Source organism: Kitasatospora sp. NPDC058162 (genome assembly GCF_042884005.1).
In the GTDB taxonomy this organism is placed as follows: domain Bacteria; phylum Actinomycetota; class Actinomycetes; order Streptomycetales; family Streptomycetaceae; genus Kitasatospora.
Genome location: NZ_JBHVUS010000007.1, coordinates 292,025 through 309,778, shown reverse-complemented (window position 1 = coordinate 309,778; position 17,754 = coordinate 292,025). Strand labels below are relative to the sequence as shown.

Annotated in this window: 18 protein-coding genes; 11 read left to right on the top strand and 7 right to left on the bottom strand. The window is 73.1% G+C overall.

Annotated elements, in window-relative coordinates; all coding sequences use genetic code 11:
• Positions 1 to 5 precede the first annotated feature (5 nt).
• Both ACFVXG_RS17040 and ACFVXG_RS17035 read right to left on the bottom strand, forming a co-directional pair.
• A complete protein-coding gene (locus ACFVXG_RS17040) occupies positions 6 to 299 on the bottom strand; it encodes a type II toxin-antitoxin system Phd/YefM family antitoxin (RefSeq protein ID WP_387928276.1) in 294 nt (97 codons plus the stop codon).
• Between the two features lie 68 nt (positions 300 to 367).
• Complete coding sequence (locus ACFVXG_RS17035) at positions 368 to 1,651, bottom strand: MFS transporter (RefSeq protein WP_387928274.1); 1,284 nt, start codon at positions 1,649 to 1,651, stop codon at positions 368 to 370.
• Between the two features lie 76 nt (positions 1,652 to 1,727).
• Between ACFVXG_RS17035 and ACFVXG_RS17030 the strand changes: the two genes are divergently transcribed.
• Positions 1,728 to 2,090: a MerR family transcriptional regulator gene (locus ACFVXG_RS17030; protein ID WP_387928272.1), complete on the top strand. Its 363-nt coding sequence runs from the start codon at positions 1,728 to 1,730 to the stop codon at positions 2,088 to 2,090.
• A 346-nt stretch (positions 2,091 to 2,436) separates the two neighbouring features.
• Here the strand turns inward: ACFVXG_RS17030 and ACFVXG_RS17025 are convergent, their stop codons facing one another.
• Positions 2,437 to 3,888 (bottom strand): MFS transporter, encoded by a 1,452-nt coding sequence (locus tag ACFVXG_RS17025; protein WP_387928270.1) that lies wholly within the window; start codon positions 3,886 to 3,888, stop codon positions 2,437 to 2,439.
• A gap of 102 nt (positions 3,889 to 3,990) precedes the next feature.
• Here ACFVXG_RS17025 and ACFVXG_RS17020 point away from each other — a divergent pair, with 102 nt between their 5' ends.
• The gene (locus ACFVXG_RS17020; RefSeq protein ID WP_387928268.1) at positions 3,991 to 4,902 is read left to right on the top strand and encodes a helix-turn-helix transcriptional regulator; all 912 of its coding nucleotides are present in this window, start codon (positions 3,991 to 3,993) and stop codon (positions 4,900 to 4,902) included.
• Here the strand turns inward: ACFVXG_RS17020 and ACFVXG_RS17015 are convergent.
• Both ACFVXG_RS17015 and ACFVXG_RS17010 read right to left on the bottom strand, forming a co-directional pair.
• On the bottom strand, positions 4,899 to 5,297 hold the full coding sequence (locus ACFVXG_RS17015) for a hypothetical protein (RefSeq protein ID WP_387928266.1): 399 nt from the start codon (positions 5,295 to 5,297) through the stop codon (positions 4,899 to 4,901). The two genes, ACFVXG_RS17020 and ACFVXG_RS17015, sit on opposite strands and share 4 nt — an antisense overlap.
• Entirely contained in the window at positions 5,294 to 5,827 is a 534-nt protein-coding gene (locus ACFVXG_RS17010; RefSeq protein WP_387928264.1) for a hypothetical protein, read from the bottom strand. Before ACFVXG_RS17010 ends, ACFVXG_RS17015 begins: the two co-directional genes overlap by 4 nt.
• Before the next feature lie 135 nt (positions 5,828 to 5,962).
• Here ACFVXG_RS17010 and ACFVXG_RS17005 point away from each other — a divergent pair, with 135 nt between their 5' ends.
• From ACFVXG_RS17005 to ACFVXG_RS16970, 8 genes are all read left to right on the top strand, one after another.
• Entirely contained in the window at positions 5,963 to 7,186 is a 1,224-nt protein-coding gene (locus ACFVXG_RS17005) for a sensor histidine kinase (RefSeq protein WP_387928262.1), read from the top strand.
• Positions 7,174 to 7,818: a response regulator gene (locus ACFVXG_RS17000; protein ID WP_387928260.1), complete on the top strand. Its 645-nt coding sequence runs from the start codon at positions 7,174 to 7,176 to the stop codon at positions 7,816 to 7,818. Before ACFVXG_RS17005 ends, ACFVXG_RS17000 begins: the two co-directional genes overlap by 13 nt.
• Before the next feature lie 2 nt (positions 7,819 to 7,820).
• The gene (locus ACFVXG_RS16995; RefSeq protein WP_387928258.1) at positions 7,821 to 8,594 is read left to right on the top strand and encodes a DUF4097 family beta strand repeat-containing protein; all 774 of its coding nucleotides are present in this window, start codon (positions 7,821 to 7,823) and stop codon (positions 8,592 to 8,594) included.
• 111 nt (positions 8,595 to 8,705) lie between these two features.
• The gene (dusB, locus tag ACFVXG_RS16990) at positions 8,706 to 9,875 is read left to right on the top strand and encodes a tRNA dihydrouridine synthase DusB (protein ID WP_387928257.1); all 1,170 of its coding nucleotides are present in this window, start codon (positions 8,706 to 8,708) and stop codon (positions 9,873 to 9,875) included.
• A 564-nt stretch (positions 9,876 to 10,439) separates the two neighbouring features.
• Positions 10,440 to 13,148, top strand: coding sequence for a pyruvate, phosphate dikinase (gene ppdK / locus ACFVXG_RS16985; RefSeq protein ID WP_387928255.1), 2,709 nt, complete (start codon positions 10,440 to 10,442; stop codon positions 13,146 to 13,148).
• A gap of 231 nt (positions 13,149 to 13,379) precedes the next feature.
• A complete protein-coding gene (locus tag ACFVXG_RS16980) occupies positions 13,380 to 13,892 on the top strand; it encodes a ribonuclease (RefSeq protein ID WP_387928254.1) in 513 nt (170 codons plus the stop codon).
• A gap of 86 nt (positions 13,893 to 13,978) precedes the next feature.
• Positions 13,979 to 14,263 carry a hypothetical protein gene (locus ACFVXG_RS16975; RefSeq protein WP_387928252.1) on the top strand — a complete coding sequence of 95 codons (285 nt, stop codon included), beginning with the start codon at positions 13,979 to 13,981 and terminating at the stop codon, positions 14,261 to 14,263.
• Positions 14,263 to 14,574 (top strand): transcriptional regulator, encoded by a 312-nt coding sequence (locus tag ACFVXG_RS16970; protein ID WP_387928250.1) that lies wholly within the window; start codon positions 14,263 to 14,265, stop codon positions 14,572 to 14,574. The genes ACFVXG_RS16975 and ACFVXG_RS16970 overlap by 1 nt, the downstream gene beginning before the upstream one ends.
• Positions 14,575 to 14,587: 13 nt before the next feature.
• Here the strand turns inward: ACFVXG_RS16970 and ACFVXG_RS16965 are convergent, their stop codons facing one another.
• Positions 14,588 to 15,583: a hypothetical protein gene (locus ACFVXG_RS16965; protein WP_387928249.1), complete on the bottom strand. Its 996-nt coding sequence runs from the start codon at positions 15,581 to 15,583 to the stop codon at positions 14,588 to 14,590.
• A gap of 563 nt (positions 15,584 to 16,146) precedes the next feature.
• Between ACFVXG_RS16965 and ACFVXG_RS16960 the strand changes: the two genes are divergently transcribed.
• Entirely contained in the window at positions 16,147 to 16,896 is a 750-nt protein-coding gene (locus tag ACFVXG_RS16960) for an ADP-ribosylglycohydrolase family protein (protein ID WP_387928247.1), read from the top strand.
• On the opposite strand, the gene ACFVXG_RS16955 is transcribed toward ACFVXG_RS16960, so the two are convergent.
• Complete coding sequence (locus tag ACFVXG_RS16955) at positions 16,886 to 17,620, bottom strand: GNAT family N-acetyltransferase (RefSeq protein ID WP_387928245.1); 735 nt, start codon at positions 17,618 to 17,620, stop codon at positions 16,886 to 16,888. The genes ACFVXG_RS16960 and ACFVXG_RS16955 overlap by 11 nt on opposite strands.
• Between the last annotated feature and the right edge of the window lie 134 nt (positions 17,621 to 17,754).

Here is a 17,754-nt window from a genome sequence, read left to right as displayed (position 1 = left end):
GTAGATCAACGGTCTTCTTCCTCGCGCATCTTGTGGAGGGCCTCGGTCGCCGACGGGAGCTGGATGTCGGTCGCGGGCGGGTCCCAGTCGGCCAGTCCGCGCGCGGTGGCGGCGTTCTCCGGGTCGATGCTGCCCGTGCGCACGAGTTCCTCCAGTACCCGCTGCTCCGGGTGGGGCGGCGCCAGTACGGCGATCACGCGGCCGTCGCGGGTGATCCCGATCCGCTCCCCGGCCGCGACCCGGTCGATCAATTCGTCCGTGTGGAGCTGGAGTTGTCGGATGGTCGCGCGGGCCGTCATGCGGCTCACGGTAGGGCGGACCGGACGGCCACCGCGAGCAGCGTGCGTCGGGTTCACCCGGACGAGCGTCACCTCCGCCCCGGGAGCCCCCGGCCCGGGAAGCCGTGGCGGCGGGCTGCCGCCGTCACCGCCAGGGCGAGGGCCAGCAGGGCCAGGGCCGACCAGGGCAGGGACTGTGGTCCGGCGTGGTCGAGGAGGAGGCCGCCGGCGGACGCGGCGGCGGCGATGCCGAGGTTCCAGCAGGTGACCAGCAGGGACTGGGCGAGGTCGGCGGCCGTGTCGGCGGCGTCGGCGACGGCGGTCTGCAGCAGGGTGGCGACGCCGCCGAAGCCGAGGCCCCAGATCGCGGCGGCGGCGTAGACGGCCCAGGGCGCCGAGCCGAGCAGGGCGGCGGCGAGGGTCAGGGTCGCGGCGGCGACGAGGACGCAGGCGGTGAGGGTGAGGGTGCGCAGGTGCCGGTCGATCAGGGCCCCGGTGGCGGCGATGCTCACCAGGGAGGCCAGGCCGAGGACGAGCAGGACGGTGTCGGTCCGCCCGCCGAGGTGCAGTGGTTCGAGCAGGGCCGCGACGTAGGTGTAGAGGATGTTGTGGGCGAGCACGAAGGCCGCGGTGACGGCCAGGACGGCGCCGACGCCGGGGATCCGGAGCACCTTCCGGAGCGGCAGCCGGTCGTGTTCGGCCCGGCCGGGGGCCGGGGGGACGGCGGCGGCGATCCAGCCGACGAGCGCGAGCGCGAGGACGCTCATCAGCCCGAAGGCGACCCGCCACCCGGCGGCTCCGGCGAGCAGCGTGCCGGCCGGCACCCCGACGGACAGGGCGACCGTGGCGCCGCTCATCGCGACGGCCATGGCCCGCCCGCGCTGCTCGGGCGTGACGATGCTGCGGGCGTACCCGGCCAGCAGGGCCCAGAGCATGCCGGCGACCAGGCCCGCCGCGAAGCGGGCGGCCATGGTGAGCGGGTAGTTCCCGGAGACCGCGGTGACGGCATTGGCGAGGGTGAAGCCGCCGACGGCGAGGAGCAGCAGCCGCTTGCGCGGCCAGCCGGCGGTGGCGGCGGTCAGCGGGATGGCGGCGACGATGGAGCCGACCGCGTAGAGGGTGACGGACTGTCCGGCACCGGACTGGCTGACGCCGAGGTCGGCGCTCATCGCGGGCAGGACGCCGGCGGGCAGCGCCTCGGTCATCAGGGTGATGAATCCGCCGGTGCTCAGGGCCAGTAGCGCGGGCCAGGGCAGCCGGGCCGGCGGCGCGTCCGGAGGAGTGGCGGCTGCGTCCGGAGCATGGGGCGCGGCCGTGGCCGTGGCCGGGATCGTCATCGGGGAGGCGGGGGAACGGAGTTCGTTCGTCGACATGTGCCCGATCGTCTATCGTTGACATCGATGTCAAGGTCCAGCCGGAACGGCCCGGCCCGGACGTGAGGGTGGTCACATGCGGATCGGCGAACTGGCCCGGCTGACGGAGACCGCTCCGCGCCTGCTGCGCTACTACGAGAAGCAGGGCCTGATCTTCCCGCGCCGTGAGGCGAACGGCTACCGGGACTACGACGACTACCTGGTGGACCGGGTGCTGCAGATCCGCGGCCTGCTGGACGCGGGGCTGCCGACCCGGATCATCAAGCAGATCCTGCCCTGTCTGGAGGCCCCGCGGACGATCCACTTCGCGGACGCCACCCCGGAGATGCTCGACACCCTGGAGTCCGAGACGGAGCGGATGACCCGCCGCATCGAGTGCCTGACCCGCAACCGCGACGCCATCCAGGAGTACCTGTCCGTGGTCAAGGAACTCGCCTGACCCTCCGGTCGGCCCGGTGTCGGACGGCCGCTTGACCCTGACGCCGGTGAGGACCTGCTCGCCGGGCTCCCGACCGCCGACCGCGAGCTGTTCGGCTACGTCACGGCCCGCCTGGACAGGCGCAGTTGGGAGCTCTTCGAGGAGTACCTGCGGCCCGGCCGGCGGATCCACGACACGGGGACTGGTCGGCCGCTGGCTGGACGAGCTCCACCGGTAGCGCCCCCGGGAGCGCCCCCGGTTCCGCCCCCCAGGAGCTGAACCCGCAGCACGGCAACGGCCCCGCGACCGGCGGGAACCGGTCGCGGGGCCGTGCGTCGTCGCCCGTGGGCCCGTGGGCCCGCCGGGCTCAGCCGATGGAGCGGGGCAGGCGGGTGGTCAGGTACAGCACGGTGAAGGAGCCCAGCAGCTGGATGCCGAGGCACAGGGCGAGCGCCCGGCCCATGCCGAGGCTGGGGGAGAGGGAGAGGTAGAGGGTGCCGAGGGTGGCGACGCCGAGGGCGAGGCTGGCCTGCTGGCTGGTGGCGAGGACGCCGCTGCCGACCCCGGCCCGGGCGGCGGGCACCTTGGAGAGGACGACCCGGAACAGCGGGGTGCCGATCAGGCCCTGGCCGATGCCCGCGAGGGCGACGCCGGGGGCCATCCGCAGCGGGGAGAAGTGGTCCGCGTCGGCGAGCACGGTCACGGCGATGGTGGCGAGGCCGAGGGCCTGGATGACGGCTCCGGCGCTGAGCACCCGGCTGCCCCAGCGGCCGATCAGCCGCGGGCCGGAGAGCGAGGCGGTGAAGTAGCCGACGGCCATCGGGACGAGCGCCCAGCCGGCCGCGACCACGCCGAGCCGCATGCCCTGCTGGAGGGCGACGGCGATGACGAACATGAAGCCGCCGAAGCCGGCGAAGTAGGGGAGCGCGATGCCGAGGCCGCGCCGCATCTCGGGGATCCGCAGCAGGGTGGGCGGCACCAGCGGGGTGGCGCCGCGCTGTTCGGCGCGGCGTTCGACCAGGGCGAAGGCGGTGGCGAACACCGGGAACAGGGCGAGCAGCACCCAGGACCAGAGCGGCCAGCCGGCCGCGCGGCCCTCCATCAGCGGGACGAGCAGGGAGAGCAGCGAGGCGGTGAGCAGGGCGGTGCCGGGCACGTCGACCGCGGCGGCCTGGCTGGCCCGGCTCTCCGGCACGTACCGGACGGCGAGGACCACGGCGAGCAGCGCGAACGGGACGTTCAGCAGGAAGACCGAGCGCCAGCCGGTGCCGAACAGGTCGGCGGCCACGAGCATCCCGCCGAGCACCTGCCCGATCACCACGGAGATGCCGCCGACCGCGCCGTAGACGCTGAGCGCGCGGCCGCGCCGGGCGCCGTCGGTGGCGGCGGTGATGGTGCCGAGCACCTGCGGGATCAGCAGCGCGGCCGAGGCGCCCTGGGCGGCCCGGGCGGCGACCAGGGACCACGCGTCGGGGGCGAGGCCGCAGGCCAGCGAGGTGAGGGCGAAGGCGACGGCCCCGGCGACGAAGAGCCGACGGCGGCCGAAGGTGTCGCCGAGCCGTCCGCCGAGGACGAGCAGGACGGCGAAGGTGATGCCGTAGCCGGCCGCGACGAGTTCCAGGACGGCCGGTCCGGCGGCCAGGTCCTTGTCGATGGTGGGCAGGGCGACGTTGACGATGAAGAAGTCGAGCATCGGCAGGAAGGCGCCGAGCAGGACGGTGACCAGCCCGGCGGTGCCGAGGGTGGCGGTGTGCGGAGCGGCTGCGGCTGCGGGGGCGGTCCGGATCGGGGCCGGGGCGACGGCGAGTTGTTGAGTCACGGGTCATACGATCCGCCGCTTCGTACCCTGGTACCAGAGTGTGGTTATCCAGGTATAAGAAGTACCTGGCAACAGGCTGCCGCGTGCCGCATGCTGGGGAGCATGAGCCTGATGACCCCGGCCGCGCAAGCCCGTTCCGGTTCGGCCGCGCAAGGCCGCCCCGGTTCCGCCGGGCAGCACCGCGCCACACCCGACGAGGCCCGCCGGCACGACCTGGCGGCGTTCCTGCGCAGCCGCCGCGAGCGCATCGCCCCCGAGCAGGTCGGCCTGCCGCTGACCGGCCGCCGCCGCACCCCGGGGCTGCGCCGGGAGGAGGTGGCACAGCTGGCCGCGGTGGGGGTGACCTGGTACACGTGGCTGGAGCAGGGGCGGGACATCCAGGTGTCCGCCCAGGTGCTCGACGCGGTGGCCCGGGCACTGCTGCTGGACCCGAGCGAGCGGGCGCACCTGTTCACCCTGGCCGGCGCGGACGACCCGGCGCCGGTGACGGACTGCCCCTCGGTGACGCCGAGCGTACGGCTGGTGCTGGAGCAGCTGGCGCCGTACCCGGCCGCCGCGGTCAACTCCCGCTACGACATCCTGGCGCACAACGTGCCGTACACCGCCATCGTCGGCGACCTCGGGGAACTGCCCCCGGAGGAGCGGAACCTGATGTGGCTGGCGTTCACCCCCTCGCGCTTCCGCGACGTGCTGATCGACTACCGGACGGAGCGCCTCGGCATGGTGGCCCGGTTCCGCGCCGCGATGGCCGACCACTCCGCCGAGCCGGCCTGGAAGGCGTTGCTGGCCCGGCTGCGCAAGGCCTCGCCGGACTTCGAGGAGGAGTGGCAGCGGCACGAGGTGATGCGGCCGGGCAACGGGATCAAGCGCTTCCAGGTGCCGGGCGTGGGCCTGCTGCGCTGCGAGTACACCAACTTCTGGCTCGGCCCCCGGCTCGGGACGCGGCTGATCAGCTACACCCCGCTGGACGAGGAGACCCGCGTCCTGATGGACCGGCTGCCCGCGCAGCCCTAACCACGTACTGCGCGGACCGCCCCGGGTATCGCCTCGCGCCCCAGCAGCAAGCAGACCGCCGCCAGCGGCAGTTCGATGCAGCAGGCCATCACCAGGGCGGCGAGCACCGCGTGCCCCGGCCCGGCGCAGGCGATGTCGGCCAGCGCGTCCCCGGCCAGCAGCAGGGCCACCGCCCCGCCCAGCCACGGGGCGGCGGCACTGCCCCGGCGCAGCAGCGCGTCCAGCGAGAGCAGCGCGGCGAACTCCGCGAGGTCCAGCACCACCCACGGGGTCTCGTGGTTGACGGCCAGGATCATCAGCCAGGGCAGCAGCCCGAAGGCCGCCAGCCGCGGCAGCCGCCGGAACCGCTCCGGCAGGACGTACGCCGGAGCCCCCGAGACGACGGCGATACTCATGCCGCACCCCCAGTCGCCTGCCGCACCCGCTCCAGCGCGAGCCGCTCGACCGGCCCGCCCGCCTGGTGCCCGACCTGCACCGCGTCGTACGGCCCCTCGGCCAGGGCGAGCCAGAACTGCCCGGCCACCGTGACCACCTCGGCCACCGCCGCCCGGACGGTGCCGAACAGCCGCCGCCCGCCGGTGAACACCACCGAGGGCACCCGGCCGTCCGCGGGCAGCCGCCCCCAGGCGAGCACGTGCGAGCCGCGCCCGGTGGAGGACGGGCTGCGCCGCGCGCCCCGCACCAGCTGCGGGGCGAGCCGGGCGGCGACCAGGACGTCGGCCAACTCGCCGTGCTGGTACAGCTCCAGCGCGGCCCGGCCGCGGCCGGACCCGACGCTGCGGACCGACCAGGGCCCGGCCCCGGCGGGCAGCGTCCCCTCCGGCCCCGGCGCCGGGCGGAGCGCGCCCCCGGGAACACCCCCGTGGTCCCCGGGGACGGGCCGCCCGTGCGGCGGAGTGGCGGAGTGCGATGCGGTGCTCGTCATGTCCCCAAGCCTTCCGCGAGGAGGGGTCCCTTGTCGGTGGTGCTCCACACCGAATCAGGGGTGTATCTAGCTACACCCCCGGCGGGTACCCCCCTTCATGGCGGCCGTTGATCACCGGGCCCTACGCTGTCCGGCATGCCCTCCACCACGTTGCGCCGAGCGCTCGTCAGGAGCCTCCGGCGGCCACCGTGGTCGGCCGAGGCCTGGCGGGAGACCCGCTTCATAGCCGCCGGAATACCCTTGGCCCTGCCGGCCTGGCTGGCCGTCACCGAGTCCAAGCTGCTCTTCCCGGTCCTCGCGGTCCTGCTGGCCTGTGCCCGCCCGCTGTCCGCCGTCCAGCGCGGCCGGCTCCGCACCCTGCACGGCGTGGTGGTGCCGCCGCCGCGCCCCGGGGACGCTCCGAGCCGGCTGATGGGCCGGGTCCGGACGGTGCTGACCTGGCGGCAGACCGCCTACCACCTGCTGGTCGGCCCGCTGCTGGCACTCGGTGCGGCGCTGGTGGTGTACGCCTGGGGCGCGGCCCTGGTGCTGACCACGGTGTACGGCTGGATCTGGCTGATGCCGCCGTCCGTCGACCTGCGCGGGGACTGGCCCGAGTTGGTGGCGTTCACGGTCTGCGGCCTGCTGCTGGCGGTGCTGACGCCCTGGCTGGCCGGGCTGATGGCCTGGCTGGAGGTCCGCGCGGCGCAGCGGCTGCTCGGCCCCGACCGGACGGAGCAGTTGGAGCAGCGGGTCGAGGAGATCGCCGAGAGCCGGGCCGGCCTGGTCGACGCGGTGGACGCGGAGCGCCGCCGGATCGAGCGTGACCTGCACGACGGCGCCCAGCAGCGGCTGACCTCCCTGGCGATGAACCTGGGCCTGGCCCGGCGCACCCTCAAGGACGTGCCGCCGGAGGTGATGCAGGTGATCGTGGAGGCGCACGAGGAGGCCCAGGCCGCCATCGACGAGCTGCGCGACCTGGTCCGCGGCCTGCACCCGGCCGTCCTGGAGGACCGCGGCCTGGACGCGGCGCTGTCCGGCATCGCCGCGCGCGCCCCGCTGCCGGTGCGGCTGGACGTCGAGCTGTCCGAGCAGATCGCCCCGACCGTCGAGGCGGTCGCCTACTTCACCGTCTCCGAGGCGCTCACCAACGTGGCCAAGCACGCCCGGGCCAAGCAGGTCGACGTCTCGGTGCGGACGACCGGCGGCCGGCTGCGCCTGGTCGTCAGCGACGACGGCGTGGGCGGCGCGGACGCCTCGCGCGGCACCGGGCTCACCGGTCTGCGCCAGCGCGCCGGCTCGGTCGACGGCACGCTGTCCGTTCTCAGCCCCCTCGGGGGTCCCACCACCATCACCGTGGAGTTGCCGTGCGTGCTGTGATCGCCGAGGACTCGGTCCTGCTGAGGGTCGGCCTGGTCAAGGTCCTGGAGGCGGTGGGGTACGAGGTGGTGGCCGCGGTCGGGGACGCCGTCGAACTGCTCGCCGCCGTCGAGGAGCACCGCCCGGGGGTGGTGGTCGCGGACGTCCGGATGCCCCCGGGCTACACCGACGAGGGCGTCAAGGCGGCGATGGTGATCCGGCAGCAGTGGCCGGAGACCGCCGTGCTGCTGCTCTCCCAGTTCGTGGAGGAGCGCTACGCCGCGGACCTGCTGTCGACCAACACCAGCGGGGTCGGCTACCTGCTGAAGCAGCGGGTGGCCAATGTGGACGACTTCGTGGACGCGCTGCAGCGGGTCGCCGAGGGCGGCACCGCGCTGGACCCGGAGGTGGTGGCCCAGCTGCTGGTGCGCCGCCACCGGGACCCGCTGGAGAAGCTGACCCCGCGCGAGCGGGACGTGCTCTCGCTGATGGCGGAGGGCCGGTCCAACGCGGCGATCGCGGCTTCCCTGGTGGTCAGTGACAGCGCGGTGGCCAAGCACATCAACTCGATCTTCACCAAGCTGGACCTCCCGCCGGCCGACGACAACCACCGCCGGGTGATGGCGGTGCTGCGCTTCCTGGAGGTCGGGTAGCCGTGGACGGTGCGAAGGTCTGGCGGGTCACCGGGACGCTCGCGGTCGTCCTGGTGATGCTCGCCGCGGGGCTGCAGACCTGGTCGGCGGTGGTGCAGCAGCGGACCACCACGTCCAAGTCGTACCCCGTCCTGATCCACCGGGTCAGGCTGGAGACCGGCAGTGCCTCGGTGCGGGTGTTCGCGGGAGGGGAGGGCCAGGTGGTGGTCCGGCAGCGGCTGGACTGGATGGTGCGCAAGCCGGTGGTGTCGGCCGTCTTCGACGGTGACGTGCTCACCGTCGGGATGCACTGCCGGCAGGTGCTGCCGCTCGCCGACTTCGGCTGCGGTGCCCAGATCGATCTGGAGGTGCCGGCCGCGACCGAGGTGACCGGGTCGGTGACCTCCGGCTCGATCTCGGTGGACGGCCTGAGCGGCAGCGTGCGGATGGAGCTGACCTCCGGCGTGCTGCAGCTGGCGGACACCTCCGGCGAGGTGTGGGCCCGGGCCACCTCCGGCCTGGTGCAGGCCAGCGACCTGAGCGCGCCGCGGGTGACCGCCCGGACCACCTCGGGCTCGGTGGAGCTGGTCTTCGCCAAGGCCCCGCACGCGGTGGACGTCGGCGCCACCTCGGGTTCGGTGAACATGACCGTGCCGAAGGGCAGCCGCTACGCGCTCTCCAGTGACGTCGGCAGCGGCAGCGGCCGGATCGACCCGGTGCTGGAGGACTCCACCAGCTCGGACACCATCCACACCGAGGTCACCTCGGGCTCGGTCACGATCGGCCCGTCCTCGTAACAAGGCGCCACCAGGGCCGGTGGCGGCCTCCGCCGCAGCCGCGGCGGAGGCCGCTCACCCGGGTGGGGGACAATGGAGAGTCCCGTCCCCGCTACCCGAGGTCAGCCGCGCATGACTGCCACGCCCGCACCCACCGCGACCGAGTCCGAGTTCGCGCCGCTGGACATCGGCCCGATCCGGGTGTGGCCGCCCGTCGTGCTGGCGCCGATGGCCGGCATCACCAACGCCCCGTTCCGCACCCTCTGCCGGGAGCAGAGCGGCGGCAAGGGGCTGTACGTCTCGGAGATGATCACCACCCGGGCGCTGGTCGAGCGCAATGCCAAGACCATGCAGCTGATCAAGTTCGACCCGAGCGAGAAGCCGCGCTCGATCCAGCTGTACGGGGTGGACCCGGCGACCGTCGGCAAGGCGGCCCGGATGATCGCGGACGAGGGCCTGGCCGACCACATCGACCTCAACTTCGGCTGCCCCGTCCCCAAGGTGACCCGCAAGGGCGGCGGCTCGGCGCTGCCGTACAAGCGCAACCTGCTGCGCGAGATCCTGCGCGAGGCCGTCGCCAACGCCGGGGACCTGCCGGTGACCATGAAGATGCGCAAGGGCATCGACGACGACCACCTCACCTTCCTGGACGCCGGCCGGATCGGCGCCGAGGAGGGCGTGGCCGCGATCGCCCTGCACGGGCGCACCGCCGCGCAGCACTACGGCGGTACGGCCGACTGGGCGGCGATCGCCCGGCTGCGCGAGGCCGTCCCGGCGCACGTCCCGGTGCTGGGCAACGGGGACATCTGGTCGGCCGACGACGCGCTGCGGATGATGCGCGGGACCGGCTGCGACGGCGTGGTGGTGGGCCGCGGCTGCCTGGGTCGGCCGTGGCTGTTCAAGGACCTGGTCTCGATCTTCGAGGGGGACGTCGACTACGCCCGCCCCGACTTCGGCTACGTGGCCCGGGCGATGGTGCGCCACGCCCAGCTGCTCGGCGAGTGGCTGGGCGACGAGGCGCGCGGTGTGGTCGACTTCCGCAAGCACGTCGCCTGGTACACCAAGGGCTTCTCGGTCGGCTCCGAGCTGCGGGTGAAGCTGGCGAACTCCTCCTCGCTGGCCGAACTGGCCGAAACCCTCGCCCACGTGGAGCAGACCCAGACCTGGCCGATCGGCGCGGACGGCCCGCGCGGGCGCACCAGCGGCAACGGCCGGGTGGTCCTGCCGGAGGGCTGGTTGGACGATCCGTACGACTGCGCCCGGCCGGGCGAGGACGCCGAATCGGACACATCCGGCGGATGATCTAGCCGATCCGGCAGATTCGGCCCCTCGGGGCCGCTGGCCACCCGGTCCCAGCCCTCTTGTCCATTCTGGACAGGAGGGCTCCTTTTCGGCGTCCAGATGTCACGGAACGGGCACGTTCCTGGACGGAGTGCGACGATTGGCGCAGGCGTTCTACGTTCGAGTGGCGAGACGGGCTGGTGACGCTTGCCACACGCGGTCGTGACTGACGGTCGGTCAGTGGACGGAATGGACAGGTCGGCCGTGAAACGCTTCCCGAAGCCGGTTCGACGCCGATCGGCCGATCCGGGTGCAGGAAATCAAGCCGGGGCAACGCGACCGACCCGCGGCCGCTACCCAGCGTCCGGATCGGGCGATCTTCTTGTTTCGCCGCCTTCAAGACTTGAACGCTGGCTAGCGTCAGGGGGACGATTTCACCAACAGAGGTGAACGCCTTTATGCGCTTTCGATCTATCGGGTTACCGCTGGGTACCAGCCTCGTGTGGCCTATTCAGGGCAGAGAAGTGCCTTCGAAATGGGTATGTTCTCCGGCGTCAGGGCAACCGCGTACGAGGAGACCGACCCGTGCCGTCCCAGCAGAAGTTTGTTTACTCCTTCACCGAAGGAAACAAGGACCTCAAGGATCTTCTTGGCGGCAAGGGCGCGAACCTGGCCGAGATGACCAACCTGGGCCTCCCCGTCCCTCCGGGGTTCACCATCACCACCGAGGCCTGCAAGGTCTTCCTGGAGACCGGTAGCGAGCCGTCCTCGCTGCACGAGGAGATCAGCGCCCACCTGGACGCCCTCGAGCAGGAGATGGGCAAGAAGCTCGGCCAGGCCGACAACCCGCTCCTGGTCTCCGTCCGTTCCGGTGCCAAGTTCTCCATGCCCGGCATGATGGACACCGTCCTGAACATCGGCCTCTCCGACGCCTCGGTGGTCGGCCTGGTCGCCCAGTCCGGCAACGAGCGGTTCGCCTGGGACTCCTACCGCCGCCTGGTCCAGATGTTCGGCAAGACCGTGCTGGGCGTCGACGGCGAGCTGTTCGAGGAGGCCCTGGACGAGGCCAAGCACGCCAAGGGCACCGTCAACGACCTGGACCTGGACGCTTCCGACCTCCGGGAACTGGTCGAGGTGTTCAAGGGCATCGTCGAGCGCGAGACCGGCCGGCCCTTCCCGCAGGAACCGCGGGAGCAGATGGACCTCGCCGTGCACGCCGTCTTCCACTCCTGGAACGGCGACCGCGCCCGGCTCTACCGCCGCCAGGAGCGCATCCCGAACGACCTGGGCACCGCGGTCAACGTCTGCACCATGGTCTTCGGCAACCTCGGCGAGGACTCCGGCACCGGCGTCGCCTTCACCCGCGACCCCTCCACCGGTGCCCAGGGCGTCTACGGCGACTACCTGTCCAACGCCCAGGGCGAGGACGTCGTCGCCGGCATCCGCAACACGCTGCAGCTGTCCGAGCTGGAGAAGCTCGACAAGAAGTCGTACGACGAGCTGATGGCGATCATGCAGAAGCTCGAGAACCACTACCGCGACCTCTGCGACATCGAGTTCACCATCGAGCGCGGCAAGCTCTGGATGCTGCAGACCCGGGTCGGCAAGCGCACCGCCGCGGCCGCCTTCCGGATCGCCGTCCAGCTGGTCGACCAGGGCCTGATCGACCTGGACGAGGCCCTGATGCGCGTCACCGGCGGCCAGCTGGCCCAGCTGATGTTCCCGCGCTTCGCCCCGACCGGCGAGTCCAAGCAGATCGGCTGGGGCCTGGCCGCCTCGCCCGGCGCCGCGATCGGCAAGGTCGTCTTCGACTCCTACACCGCGGTCAAGTGGTCCCGCTCCGGCGAGAAGGTCATCCTGGTCCGCCGCGAGACCAACCCGGACGACCTGGACGGCATGATCGCCGCCGAGGGCATCCTCACCTCGCGCGGCGGCAAGACCTCGCACGCCGCCGTCGTCGCCCGCGGCATGGGCAAGACCTGTGTCTGCGGCGCCGAGGAGCTGGAGGTCGACACCAAGTCGCGCAAGTTCACCACCGCCGACGGCCTGGTGGTCCACGAGGGCGACGTGGTCTCGATCGACGGCGCCACCGGCAAGGTCTACCTCGGCGAGGTGCCCGTCCTGCCGTCCCCCGTGGTCGAGTACTTCGAGGGCACCCTGCACGCCGGCGCCGACGTCCAGGGCGGGCTGGTCCAGGCCGTCCACCGGCTGATGTCGCACGCCGACGGCCGCCGCCGCCTGGCCGTGCGCGCCAACGCCGACAACGCCGAGGACGGCGGGCGCGCCCGCCGCTACGGCGCCCAGGGCATCGGCCTGTGCCGCACCGAGCACATGTTCCTCGGTGAGGAGCGCCGCAAGGAGGTCGAGCACCTGATCCTCGCGGACAACGACAAGGACCGCGAGCTCGCCCTCTCCACCCTGCTGCCGCTGCAGAAGGCCGACTTCCTGGAGCTCTTCCAGGCGATGGACGGACTGCCCGTCACCGTCCGCCTGCTCGACCCGCCGCTGCACGAGTTCCTGCCGGACATCACCGAGCTGTCGGTGCGCGTCGCCCTCGCCGAGGCCCGCAAGGACCCGAACGAGAACGACCTGCGCCTGCTCCAGGCGGTGCACAAGCTGCACGAGCAGAACCCGATGCTCGGCCTGCGCGGCGTCCGCCTCGGCCTGGTCATCCCCGGCCTGTTCGGCATGCAGGTCCGGGCCATCGCGGAGGCCGCCGCCGAGCGCAAGCTGGCCGGCGGGGACCCGCGCCCCGAGGTGATGATCCCGCTGGTCGGCACCGTCCAGGAGCTGGAGCTGGTCCGCGACGAGTGCGAGCGGGTGCTCGCCGAGGTCGTCCGGTCCACCGGCGTCAGCCTGGAGATCAAGCTCGGCACCATGATCGAGCTGCCGCGCGCCGCGGTGACCGCCGGTCAGATCGCCGAGGCCGCCGAGTTCTTCTCCTTCGGCACCAACGACCTGACCCAGACGGTCTGGGGCTTCTCCCGGGACGACGTGGAGGCCTCGTTCTTCACCGCCTACCTGGAGAAGGGCATCTTCGGGGTCTCCCCGTTCGAGACCATCGACCGCGACGGCGTCGGCTCGCTGGTCAAGCACGCCGTCCAGGCCGGCCGGGCCACCCGCCCCGACCTCAAGCTCGGCGTCTGCGGCGAGCACGGCGGCGACCCGGAGTCGGTGCACTTCTTCCACGAGGTGGGGCTGGACTACGTCTCCTGCTCCCCCTTCCGGATCCCGGTGGCGCGCCTGGAGGCAGGCCGCGCCGCCATCGAGACGGCGGGCAGCGACTCGCGCTGAGAGGGTAGGCATCCCCTACTCACGCGCGGGTACGACTGACCGCTCACCCTCCCGTCGGGAGGGCGTACACCGGAGCTCGGCGCAGGAGAACCGGCGTACGTGACACGGCCGGGCGGGAACGGACAACGGCGTCCGTTCCCGCCCGGCCGTACGTCTGCGCGCGCCGCGTGTGGTGTCCGTCATGTGTGTGACTGGCCGGGCCGCACGCCGCCGCCTGCCAAGCTGGTCCGCATGACCAGAAGCAAGAGCCCGCTCGTCGTCGTGGCCGTCCTGATCCTGGCCGTGCTCGCCGGAGTCGGCTACCTGCTCGCCGGCAAGGGCGGCAGCAGCCACCCCAAGGCCGCCGCGAGCGCCACCACCACCGCGGGCGCCTCGGCCCCCAAGCCCTCGGCCCCCAAGCCGTCCCCGCCGGCCGGCGGCGCCGCCTCCCCGAGCGGCACCTGGGTGCCCGCCGACCCGGCGCTGGCCGACGTCTGCCGCACCAAGCTCCCCAGCCAGGCCCAGGACACCCTCGGCCTGATCGCCAAGGGCGGCCCCTACCCGTACAACCGGGACGGCATCGTCTTCGAGAACCGCGAGAGCCGGCTGCCGAAGAAGGGCAACGGCTACTACCACGAGTTCACCGTGCTCACCCCGGGCTCCAACGACCGCGGCACCCGACGGGTCGTCACCGGCGGTTCGGGCGAGCAGTACTGGTCCGCGGACCACTACGCGACCTTCCAGGAGATCGACCCGCGCTGCTGAGCGGGCCGGCCTTCGCCTTCGCGTTCGCCGCCTACGGCCTGGGGATCGGCCAGGTCATCGAGACCGGGCAGTTCGTCCTGATCGCCGTGCTCGCGGGCGGCTTCGCCGCCCTGACCGGTGTCCTCGCCCGGGTCGCCGTGCGCAGCGACGGCATCGTCCGCCGGGGCGTGCCGGACGGCATCGGCGGCCCGGTCGCCCTCGCGGTCCTCGCGGTCTGCGCCGCGTCGGCGGCCGGGATGCTGCTCGCCTGGCAGGCCGGCGGCGGCCCGCGCTGGATCGGCGGGGCCGCCGGGCTCGCGGCGGGCCTGACCTTCTGGGTGGGCACCGACCGGCTCAACCGCCGGGTCCGGCGCTCCCAGGAGGCCGGCTGATGCCCGCCGCCCTCGACCCGCTGCTCCAGCACGCCACCCGGCTGACCGTGCTCGCCTTCCTCGACGCCTGCCGCGAGGCCGAGTTCGGCGCCGTCCGGGACCACTGCGAGGTCTCCGACTCCGTCCTCAGCAAGGCCGCCACCACCCTGGAGGAGGCCGGCTACCTCACGGTGAAGAAGGGCTACGTCGGCAAGCGCCCGCGCACCTGGCTCGCCGCCACCGGCGAGGGCCGCGCGGCCCTCGCCGCCCACCTCGCCGAACTCCACCGCCTGGTCACCGCCGCTGCCGCGGCCGGAGCCCGACACGCCTGAAACGACGGTGGGTTCACCGTGCCCGCCGCCAGCTGATCCGGCCGTGCGGGCCGTGCGGGCCGGTGGTGACCAAGGCGGTCAACTCGTGCAGCACCGGGGCCGGGTCGCGGCGCAGCTGGACCGGGGTGGTGCGGACCACCGGCAGGCCCGCGGCAGTCAGCCGGTTGGCCCGCGCCAGGCCGCGCTCGTGGTCGGCCGGGCGCAGGTGGTAGGCGTGGGAGTCGATCTCCAGGGCCACGCAGGCGTGCGGCCAGTAGGCGTCCGGCACCGCCAGGAAGCGGCCGTCCAGGAAGAGCACCGGGTTCCACAGCGGCTCCGGGAGGCCCGCGTGGGCGAGCAGCTCACGGGCCTCGCCCTCCACCACGGACCGCACCCCGGCGGTCAGGTCCTCCACCACCCGGGCCACCTGGGGCAGCGCCAGTGCCCCCGGCCGGGCGAGCAACTGGTCCAGCAGCTCGCCGAGTTCGCAGTGCCGGCGCTGCACCGCCTCGGCGCACAGCGCCCGGAACCGGCGCTGCCCGGTCTCCTGCGGCGCGACGTCCGCCAGCGCCCGCGCGACCGGGGCGCTCCACAGCCCGTCGTCCCGCTCGAAGCCGCCCGGCATCACCCCGGACGCCCGGTGGATCCGGACGAACTCCCGCTCCCGGATCCGCCGTTGGCCGGGGATCAGCACATCGACCTCGGCCAGGTCGGCGGGGTGCCCGGCGCTCGGCAGCCCCGCGTCCGCCAGCACCGCGAACCCGGTCAGCAGCACCTCCCCGGGGTGCGGCTCCCGCCCCTTGGGGCCCGCGTACGCCAGGGCCGCCCGCAGTTTCTGATGGATCGTCAACCTCCCGCTCTGCAGGCAGATCACCCGCGGCAGCACCTGCTGCCAGGGGCCGCCCGGCCGCAGCCGGTGGGCGATGGTGCCGGAGGGCACGCCGAGCCGGCGCAGCTGCGCCCGGGTGGCGATGTGCTGCTGGTCGGCGCCGAGCAGGGCGACGGGGTCGAGCGGATGCACGCGGGTCATACCCGGGTGCTGCCCGCCGGGATCGGAGGTATGCGAAACATCCCTCGTCAGGGGCTTCCTCGCAACGGTGTTGACGAAACGCCGGTCGAGCCGCTGTGCTGGGAGGCCATGATGATCGAACCCAACGGCCCCGCGCTCGACGCGCTCAACGGCCTCTCCGTCGGTGAGGTTCCTAAGCTCCGGTCCACCTGGGCATGCCTTACATCCCAGGTCGTTTTCTCCCGCCCCGAGCTTGTGGACCAGCTGTGCTGAGATGGTCTGTTCGTATGTGTCCGCCATGTCGATCGCGACAGTATTGACGCTTCGTGCTCGCGTGATAGCGAAGGGTGCTACGTTGCTCGTGCTGCGGGCGATAGCCAAACTCGGGGCACTGAAGTACGGACGCCGGGCAGGCGTTTGCAGGGCGTGGAGCCTTAGCTGTTGAGCAGGCTGTGAAGCGCCAACCAGGCAGACGGGTAACCGGAAGCCCAGTCCGGCCGCATGGCTGGAGGGAATCCTGATCCCTTGGGGTCAGGAGGAAGCCAACACCCACACCCACCCGCGAGCCGTTGAAGTCGCGATTGATGTCGCGTGGCGACCGAGGTGGGGAGGGGCAGGATGGTCCGGTATCAATCGGGGCATCTCACCCCGGCCAGCGCCGTTCAGGCGATCTGGCCGGGACCACATTTTTCGCCGAGTCGGACCCGCAGGCCGCCACGAGTGTGCTCGGCAACGGCAGCCGGACCTCGGCCGCCGACACCGTCCCGTACGCCCTCTGGTGCGCCGCCAGCCATCTGACCGACTACCCGACCGCCGTGCGCGAGGCGATCGCGGCCGGCGGCGACATGGACACCGTCGCCGCGATCACCGGGGGAGTGGTCGCCGCCCACACCGGCACCCAGGGCATCCCGGCCGCCTGGCTGGCCGCCCGGGAACCGCTGCCCGGCTGGGCGTTCCCGACACCCGGGGCGGTCACCGGCGGCCGGGGCCGCGCGGAGATCCTGGTCCCGCGCCCGCACCCGGTCCCCGAGGTGGAATGGACCGACGAGCAGTGGCAGCGCATCCGGGGCGGGAGGCACACGGACGCCCTGGACGGCCGCTGGGCGGTCCACACCCATGAGGGCTCGGTCAGGATCTGTCGCCCGAACGACGGCCATCCGGTCTGGGAGGTGGTGGTCGCCCCGGTCCGCAACGGCTGGCGGCCGGTCTCGGCGGTCGCCGAGACGAGCCACGACCGTTGGCCGGTGCGGCCGCACGAGGCGCACGGCCTGGCGGTCCTCAGCTGGATCCTGGAGACCGCCGCTACCGGCGAACCGCTGCCCTTCAGGCCGTGATCATCAGCTGCCCGGCGCCGCTGCCGCCCTGTCTAAGGCACTCCTGGTTGATCGCCGGATCCGGGGCGCTCGGCGAGGTGGCGGCGGCGATCCGCAGCTCGATGATGTCCCGGACGGCCGGCCACTCGGCGTCCAGGATCGAGTAGAACGCGGTCGAGCGCACCACTCCGTCCAGCCCGCGCGAGTGCGCCCGGCGGACCCCCTCGGAGGTCGCGCCGAGCCGCTCGATCGCGGCGCGCGAACGCAGGTTGCGGGCGTCCGCGCGCAGCGAGATCCGCTGCACGCCCCAGGTCTCGAAGGCGTACCGCAGCATGAGCAGCTTGGCCTCGGTGTTGATGCCGGTGCCCTGGGCGCGCGGGGAGAGCCAGGTGTTGCCGATCTCGGCGGCGTCCGGCACGGCCGTGGCCGGATCGCCGAACGGCACGCCGGGCACCGGCGGCCACACCATGGGGCCCTGCCAGTAGTCGAGTTCGAGGAACCGGGTGGAGCCGACCACCCGGCCGTCGGCGGCGTTCACCGTCGCGAACGGCAGCGACCGGCCCGCGGCCTGGTCGGCGAGGGCGCGCGCGATGTAGTCGCGGGCCGCTTCCAGGCCGTGCGGGACGGGGGTGAAGGCATAGGTCGTACGGTCCTCGGCGCCGGCCGCGGCGATGGCCTCGGCGTGGTGGGCGGCGAGTGGCTCCAACCGAACGGTGCGGCCGGTGAGGAAGACAGGTGCTGGCACGGAACCTTGGTCCTTCATCGGTCGTAGGGCGCATCCCGCGCCGGGGTGCGGCACGGACTGCGGTGGACTGGGGTTTCGCCCCGGCCCGGTTTCCGGCTCCGGGTACCCCTGTGCGCCGGAGGAAATCCGGTCGG

Coding starts and splice junctions, on each gene's coding strand:
- ACFVXG_RS17040 (WP_387928276.1), bottom strand. CDS start 299: ATGACGGCCCGCGCGACCATCCGACAACTCCAGCTCCACACGGACGAA.
- ACFVXG_RS17035 (WP_387928274.1), bottom strand. CDS start 1,651: ATGTCGACGAACGAACTCCGTTCCCCCGCCTCCCCGATGACGATCCCG.
- ACFVXG_RS17030 (WP_387928272.1), top strand. CDS start 1,728: ATGCGGATCGGCGAACTGGCCCGGCTGACGGAGACCGCTCCGCGCCTG.
- ACFVXG_RS17020 (WP_387928268.1), top strand. CDS start 3,991: ATGAGCCTGATGACCCCGGCCGCGCAAGCCCGTTCCGGTTCGGCCGCG.
- ACFVXG_RS17015 (WP_387928266.1), bottom strand. CDS start 5,297: ATGAGTATCGCCGTCGTCTCGGGGGCTCCGGCGTACGTCCTGCCGGAG.
- ACFVXG_RS17010 (WP_387928264.1), bottom strand. CDS start 5,827: ATGACGAGCACCGCATCGCACTCCGCCACTCCGCCGCACGGGCGGCCC.
- ACFVXG_RS17005 (WP_387928262.1), top strand. CDS start 5,963: ATGCCCTCCACCACGTTGCGCCGAGCGCTCGTCAGGAGCCTCCGGCGG.
- dusB (WP_387928257.1), top strand. CDS start 8,706: ATGACTGCCACGCCCGCACCCACCGCGACCGAGTCCGAGTTCGCGCCG.
- ACFVXG_RS16980 (WP_387928254.1), top strand. CDS start 13,380: ATGACCAGAAGCAAGAGCCCGCTCGTCGTCGTGGCCGTCCTGATCCTG.
- ACFVXG_RS16970 (WP_387928250.1), top strand. CDS start 14,263: ATGCCCGCCGCCCTCGACCCGCTGCTCCAGCACGCCACCCGGCTGACC.
- ACFVXG_RS16965 (WP_387928249.1), bottom strand. CDS start 15,583: ATGACCCGCGTGCATCCGCTCGACCCCGTCGCCCTGCTCGGCGCCGAC.
- ACFVXG_RS16960 (WP_387928247.1), top strand. CDS start 16,147: ATGTCGCGTGGCGACCGAGGTGGGGAGGGGCAGGATGGTCCGGTATCA.